Origin of the sequence: Intrasporangium sp. (genome assembly GCF_030452765.1) — a bacterium.
Taxonomy (GTDB): Bacteria; Actinomycetota; Actinomycetes; order Actinomycetales; family Dermatophilaceae; genus Intrasporangium_A.
In genome coordinates this window covers 1-4,964 of record NZ_JAKDLO010000258.1, presented here as the reverse complement: position 1 = coordinate 4,964, position 4,964 = coordinate 1, and the positions used below count along the sequence as shown (strand labels likewise).

At 71.7% G+C, this 4,964-nt stretch carries 6 protein-coding genes; 2 read left to right on the top strand and 4 right to left on the bottom strand.

Annotated elements, in window-relative coordinates; translation table 11 throughout:
• Positions 1 to 62 precede the first annotated feature (62 nt).
• A complete protein-coding gene (locus L0H79_RS20780) occupies positions 63 to 923 on the top strand; it encodes a phosphatase PAP2 family protein (RefSeq protein WP_301486544.1) in 861 nt (286 codons plus the stop codon).
• An 18-nt stretch (positions 924 to 941) separates the two neighbouring features.
• Here the strand turns inward: L0H79_RS20780 and L0H79_RS20775 are convergent, their stop codons facing one another.
• Positions 942 to 2,561 carry an MFS transporter gene (locus L0H79_RS20775; RefSeq protein WP_301486543.1) on the bottom strand — a complete coding sequence of 540 codons (1,620 nt, stop codon included), beginning with the start codon at positions 2,559 to 2,561 and terminating at the stop codon, positions 942 to 944.
• A 132-nt stretch (positions 2,562 to 2,693) separates the two neighbouring features.
• Here L0H79_RS20775 and L0H79_RS20770 point away from each other — a divergent pair, with 132 nt between their 5' ends.
• On the top strand, positions 2,694 to 3,311 hold the full coding sequence (locus L0H79_RS20770) for a TetR/AcrR family transcriptional regulator (protein ID WP_301486542.1): 618 nt from the start codon (positions 2,694 to 2,696) through the stop codon (positions 3,309 to 3,311).
• On the opposite strand, the gene L0H79_RS20765 is transcribed toward L0H79_RS20770, so the two are convergent.
• Genes L0H79_RS20765 through L0H79_RS20755 form a run of 3 tightly spaced genes read right to left on the bottom strand, consistent with a single transcriptional unit; the run spans position 3,259 to position 4,883 of the window.
• The gene (locus L0H79_RS20765) at positions 3,259 to 3,480 is read right to left on the bottom strand and encodes a hypothetical protein (RefSeq protein WP_301486541.1); all 222 of its coding nucleotides are present in this window, start codon (positions 3,478 to 3,480) and stop codon (positions 3,259 to 3,261) included. The genes L0H79_RS20770 and L0H79_RS20765 overlap by 53 nt on opposite strands.
• Positions 3,477 to 4,331, bottom strand: coding sequence for a DUF4097 family beta strand repeat-containing protein (locus L0H79_RS20760; protein WP_301486540.1), 855 nt, complete (start codon positions 4,329 to 4,331; stop codon positions 3,477 to 3,479). Before L0H79_RS20760 ends, L0H79_RS20765 begins: the two co-directional genes overlap by 4 nt.
• A 30-nt stretch (positions 4,332 to 4,361) precedes the next feature.
• Positions 4,362 to 4,883: a histidine kinase gene (locus L0H79_RS20755; protein WP_301486539.1), complete on the bottom strand. Its 522-nt coding sequence runs from the start codon at positions 4,881 to 4,883 to the stop codon at positions 4,362 to 4,364.
• Between the last annotated feature and the right edge of the window lie 81 nt (positions 4,884 to 4,964).

Genomic DNA, 4,964 nt, shown 5'->3' with positions numbered 1-4,964 from the left:
CACGGCGGCCAGCCTAGGTGCTCGGGACGACTCGTCCTTTGCAACACTGCGACACTGGATGAGTGCCCGTGCCCCCGCCCCCACCGGCACGAGGTGAGGCGATCGGGTCACGCGACCTGGCCCGCTGGCCCACCCGGTTCGGCCGATGGCTCGTGCACGTCATCGGGCTCCTTGCCGTCGCCATCTCGGCCCGCCTTCCGACCCGCTGGCGCCCCGCGGCGGACCACGCGATCGCCTGGTCCGCCGCGAACGTGGCCTTCATCGTCTTCGCAAGCCTCTGCCTGTCAGTCATTCTCGCCCTGACCGCGGGTGCCCACGAGGTCTACGAAGGGGTCGTCGGCCACGACGGCGTGGCCGCCCTCGACCGGCCCGCACTCGACCTCGCCCTCCAGTGGCGCAGCCCCGGCCTCGACCAGGCAGTGACGCTCTTCACCGAGGTCGGAGGACCCATCGGGATGCCGATCCTGGCGACAACCCTGGCGCTGACCCTCGCCGCGCTGCATCGCGCCTGGATGCCGATCGTCATCACCCTTGTCGCCGCAGCGGGGGCGCTGGCCATGACGCTCGTCGGCAAGGGCATGGTCGGGCGGGCCCGGCCGCCCCTCGAGTATGCGGTGCCGCCGTACGAGGCTTCGCCGTCCTTCCCGAGCGGGCACACCCTCAACGCCACCGTCCTGACGACCATCGTCGTCTACCTCGTGCTGCTGCTGACGACCGCCGCGTGGCAACGCGTCACCGCCGTCGTGGTGGGCACGCTCTTCGTCCTCGCGATGGGCGCGAGCCGGGTCTTCCTCGGGCACCACTGGCTCACCGACGTCCTCGCAGCGTGGGCCATCGGGCTCGCCTGGGCCCTCGCCGTCATCACCGCTCACCGTCTCCTCGTCACGCTGCGCAGAGCGGCGCCCCCGACCACCTCGAGCTGACGAGCCGAGGCGGCCGCCTCACCCGTGTCGGTCGGCGGTGACCGTCTCGGGCTCGCCGACCGCGTCCTCGCGGCGCCCCGACGGCAGGGCGAGGGTGGCGATCAGCCCGAGCGCGAGCACGCCTGAGGCGAGTCCGGTCGTCTCCTTGGCCGCCGAGATCATCGCGTCACGCGCCAGCGGCACCGCGGCAGCGCCACCCGGCTGGTGCTCGAGCGCCGGGATGGCAGCACCTGCCGACTGCTTGACCACACGGACCACCTGTTGCTGCTGGGCAACCGGCATCGAGGTGTCGGACAGCGAGCCGGCCAGGCCGGTGCCGAGGTTGCCGATGAGCAGGCCGCCGAGCAGCGCGACGCCGAGCGCCGAACCGAGCTGGCGGACCGTCGACTGGAGCCCGGACGCCTCGCCCGACTGGGCGACGGGGACCTGGCTCAGCATGACGCTGGTGAGCTGGGCCGTGGCGAGCCCAACGCCGGTGCCGTAGACGAACAGAAGCCCGGCGATGACCCAGCCGTCGGCCGGCAGGACGAGCGCCAGACCGCCCACGGCGACCGCCTCGAGGAGCAGGCCCGCGCGGACGACGGCCCGCTGGCCGAAGCGTTCGGTCAGGCGCGGCGTCATCCCGCTGATGACGAACGTGCCGGCGGCGAGAGCGACCATGAGCCAGCCGGTGCCGAGCGCGTCATAGCCCATCGCACCCTGCAGGAGCAGCGGCAACGTGAAGAGGAGCCCGAACTCACCGAGCGCGACCACCAAGGCGGCGATGGCGCCATACCGCAGGGTCGGCAGCCGGAAGAGCCCGAGGTCGACGAGGACGACCCGCCCGGCGCGTGCCCGGCGCTGTTCGACGAGGACGAAGACGCCGATGAGGAGCAGGCCGGCCACGAGGGTGACGATGACCGGGGAGAGTGCGCCGCTCTCCTGCCGGACCCAGCCGTAGGTCGAGGACTCGATGAGCCCGAACACGATCGAGGCCATCCCCACCGAGGCGAGCAGCACACCGAGCAGGTCGAGGCCGCGGCGGGCCAGCACGTCGCGGGTCTCGGGGACGAGCAGGAGGGTTCCGACGGCTGCGATGACGACGAAGGGCAGGTTGAGCCAGAAGGCCCACCGCCAGGTGAAGTCGGTGGCGAGCCAGCCACCGACCAGCGGGCCGAGGGCGGCCATGCCGCCGATCATCGCGCCGTAGACCGCGAACGCGATGCTTCGGTCGCGTCTGGTGAACATCGCGTTGATCGTCGAGAGGGTCGACGGGAAGATCGCGGCCGCGCCGAGCCCCTGCACGAACCGGGCAGCGACGAGAACCGCGCCGCTGTCGGCGGATCCCGCGAAGAGCGAGGCCACCCCGAAGAGGACCAGGCCGATCAGGAGGAGCCTGCGGCGGCCGTAGAGGTCGCCGAGCCGGCCTGAGGTGAGGATGAGCCCGGCGAAGACGAGCGCATAGATCGCGTTCATCCACTGGGCCTGCGTGGCCGTGAGGTGGATGTCCTCGATCACGACGGGCAGAGCGACGTTGGCGATCGTCGCGTCCATGATGACGAGCGAGACCGCGAGCGCGATAGCGCCGAGGGCGAGCCACCGGTGCTTGCCGGTCGCGACCGCGACCCTCGTCTCGTCGGGGCGCTGTGGTGCTGGCATTGGGTACTCCTGGAAGTTCTTGCGTCGACCCGTTCTTGCCGACAGAGGTGACGGTAACATGCCGACATGATTGTCGACACGTTACCGTCACGAGTGTCGATAAAGTAGACTGACCGGCAGGAGGTGGTGCCTGTGCCGAAGATCGACGCACCGACGGTCGCCGAGCACCGCGAGATGCGCCGCCGCGAGGTCGTCACCAACGCGCGGGAGCTGCTCATGCGCGAGGGGCCGGCCGGGGTGACCCCGGCCGCGGTTGCCAAGGCGACGGGACTGGCCCGCTCGAGCGTCTACCAGTACTACCCGACGACCGGGGCCCTCATCGGGGCGGCCGTCGAGGACCTCTTCGCGCTCGCCCAGGAGCGTGTCGACGCAGCCCTCACCCAAGCGGGCGACGACACGGGTGCGCGGCTGACGGCATACATCAGCACCACCCTCGAGCTCGCCGCGCAGGGTCACAGTCCGGGTCGCACGATGGGGATGACCGGTATCCCGCCCAAGGGGGTCGCCCGGCTGCGCGAGCTGCACGACGCCCTCGCCGCGCCGTTCGTCGAGATCATCGGGCGGTATGCCGCCGAGCTCCCGGGTGCGGACGGCAGGGTTCTCGTCGGGCTCGCCTCCGGGACGCTGAACGGCGCCGCGATGCTCGTCGAGCACGGGGCGCCGCTCCGGGAGGTGACCGCCGCGACGGTCCGCTATGTCAGTGCCGCGCTGCGGCCGGCCTCGCCCGAGGCCAACCCCGCTCGAGGGTGACCCTGGCCGACGCGTCCGGCATCGTCGCCGGGTCGAGCCGCTCGGCCAGACGGCGCAGCAGCAACGCGGACCGGACGTGCCGGTGGACGGGACGCTCGCGGTGGCGGCGGGAGGTCCGCTCGAGGATGATCTGGCGGGCCAGGGCTTCGTGCTGGGTCAGGATGGTCATGACAGGCTCACCTGTGCTCTCTTGACGTGGATGTCGCCGCTGCCGGACTGGACGTGCAGCAATGCCGTGGACTCGGCGCCCTCGGGGCCGGTCGCCTCGTCGAGGTCGACGTCGACGTCCCCGGTGACGGTATTGAGGTCGAGGTAGGTCGCGACCCCGTGCGCGATGCCGGCGACGACGTCGCCGGTGCCGGTCTTGGCCCGGATCTCGCCCGCGTGGACTGCGACGAGGGTCACGTCCCCGGTGCCGGTCGTGAGGTCGAGGTCGGCGGACGAGGCGAGGACGACGAGGTCACCCGAGCCGGTCTTGGCCTTGAGCGGGCCGTCCGCCCGGCGGATCGTGACGTCCCCCGACCCCGAGACGAGGTCGACCCGGGCGCTGCTCGTGCCGACGGAGACGTCGCCTGAGCCGGTCTTGAGGGCCAGGTCGCCGCGGACCACGCGCGCGCTGAGGTCCCCGGAGCCCGACCTGAGGTCGCCGCCGGCGAACTCGTCGAGGGTGACGTCACCCGACCCGGTCGCCGCGCGGGCGCGGTCGAGCAGGCCGGTGGCCTCGATGTCGCCGGAACCGGTCTTCGCGTCCAAGACGCTCCCTGGTGGCAGGGTCACGCCGATATCGACCGAGCCCTTGCCGAGGGAGAAGATCGCGTCGCGCATCTTGGGGGCGAGCACGACGACCTCGTCGCCGCGCTGCTCGACGGTGAACCGTTCCGCGAGCTCCTCACCGGCCGGGCCACGCGGGGTCAGCTGCACGGTGGTCGTGTCGGTCTCGGTCGCCCGGACGGCGACGTCACCGGCGACGAGCTCGACGCGCAGGCGGATCGGGCCGGGCGTGTGGAAGGTGTGCTCCATCAGGGTCTCCTTGTGCTGGGTCACGGGGGGTCAGCGGACCCAGCCCTGGACGCGCTTGTTCGTACGGATCCGTCCGGGCCTGCCCGGCGGGGTGGGGACGCTCGCCCCGAACGGCCCGACGTTGATGGTCAGACCCGGTGCGGTCGCGGCGCGGACCGCAGCGACGAGCCACGTGTTGAGCGACTGCCCCCGGGTCGAGGCGAGCTCCTCGGCCTTGCTCTTGAGTGACTCGGGGAGCCGGAGCGTGATGCGGGCCGTCTCGCCGTCGTCGTCGCCGAGGTCCTCGCTCGCCGGCTCGGCCGTGGCAGGCGCGCTCCGTACGACGACGAACACCGGCTCGCGGCCCTGGAGGCGGACCTCGACGGAGGTGCCGTCGAGCTCGTTGGTGATCTCGGCCGCTGCGTGGGACAACGCGTCCATGAGGGCGAGGCGGGCCGACGAGTCGAGCGCGAACGACAGCCGCTCGGCGGCCTGCTCGAGCTCGGGGCCCATCGCCTGGGCCGCGTGCACGAGGTCCTTGCGGAGAATGTCGACGTACTCGGTGATGTCCATGCGCACCATATTGACGTCATGTTTGACGTCATTGGTAGTCAGGGGCGCAGGAGCCCGAAGGCCCTGTTTCCCCATCCCCCT

What these genes read in the sequence shown, in the direction of transcription:
- L0H79_RS20775 (WP_301486543.1), bottom strand. Translation starts at nt 2,561, where the DNA reads ATGCCAGCACCACAGCGCCCCGACGAGACGAGGGTCGCGGTCGCGACC.
- L0H79_RS20765 (WP_301486541.1), bottom strand. Translation starts at nt 3,480, where the DNA reads ATGACCATCCTGACCCAGCACGAAGCCCTGGCCCGCCAGATCATCCTC.
- L0H79_RS20755 (WP_301486539.1), bottom strand. Translation starts at nt 4,883, where the DNA reads ATGGACATCACCGAGTACGTCGACATTCTCCGCAAGGACCTCGTGCAC.
- L0H79_RS20760 (WP_301486540.1), bottom strand. Translation starts at nt 4,331, where the DNA reads ATGGAGCACACCTTCCACACGCCCGGCCCGATCCGCCTGCGCGTCGAG.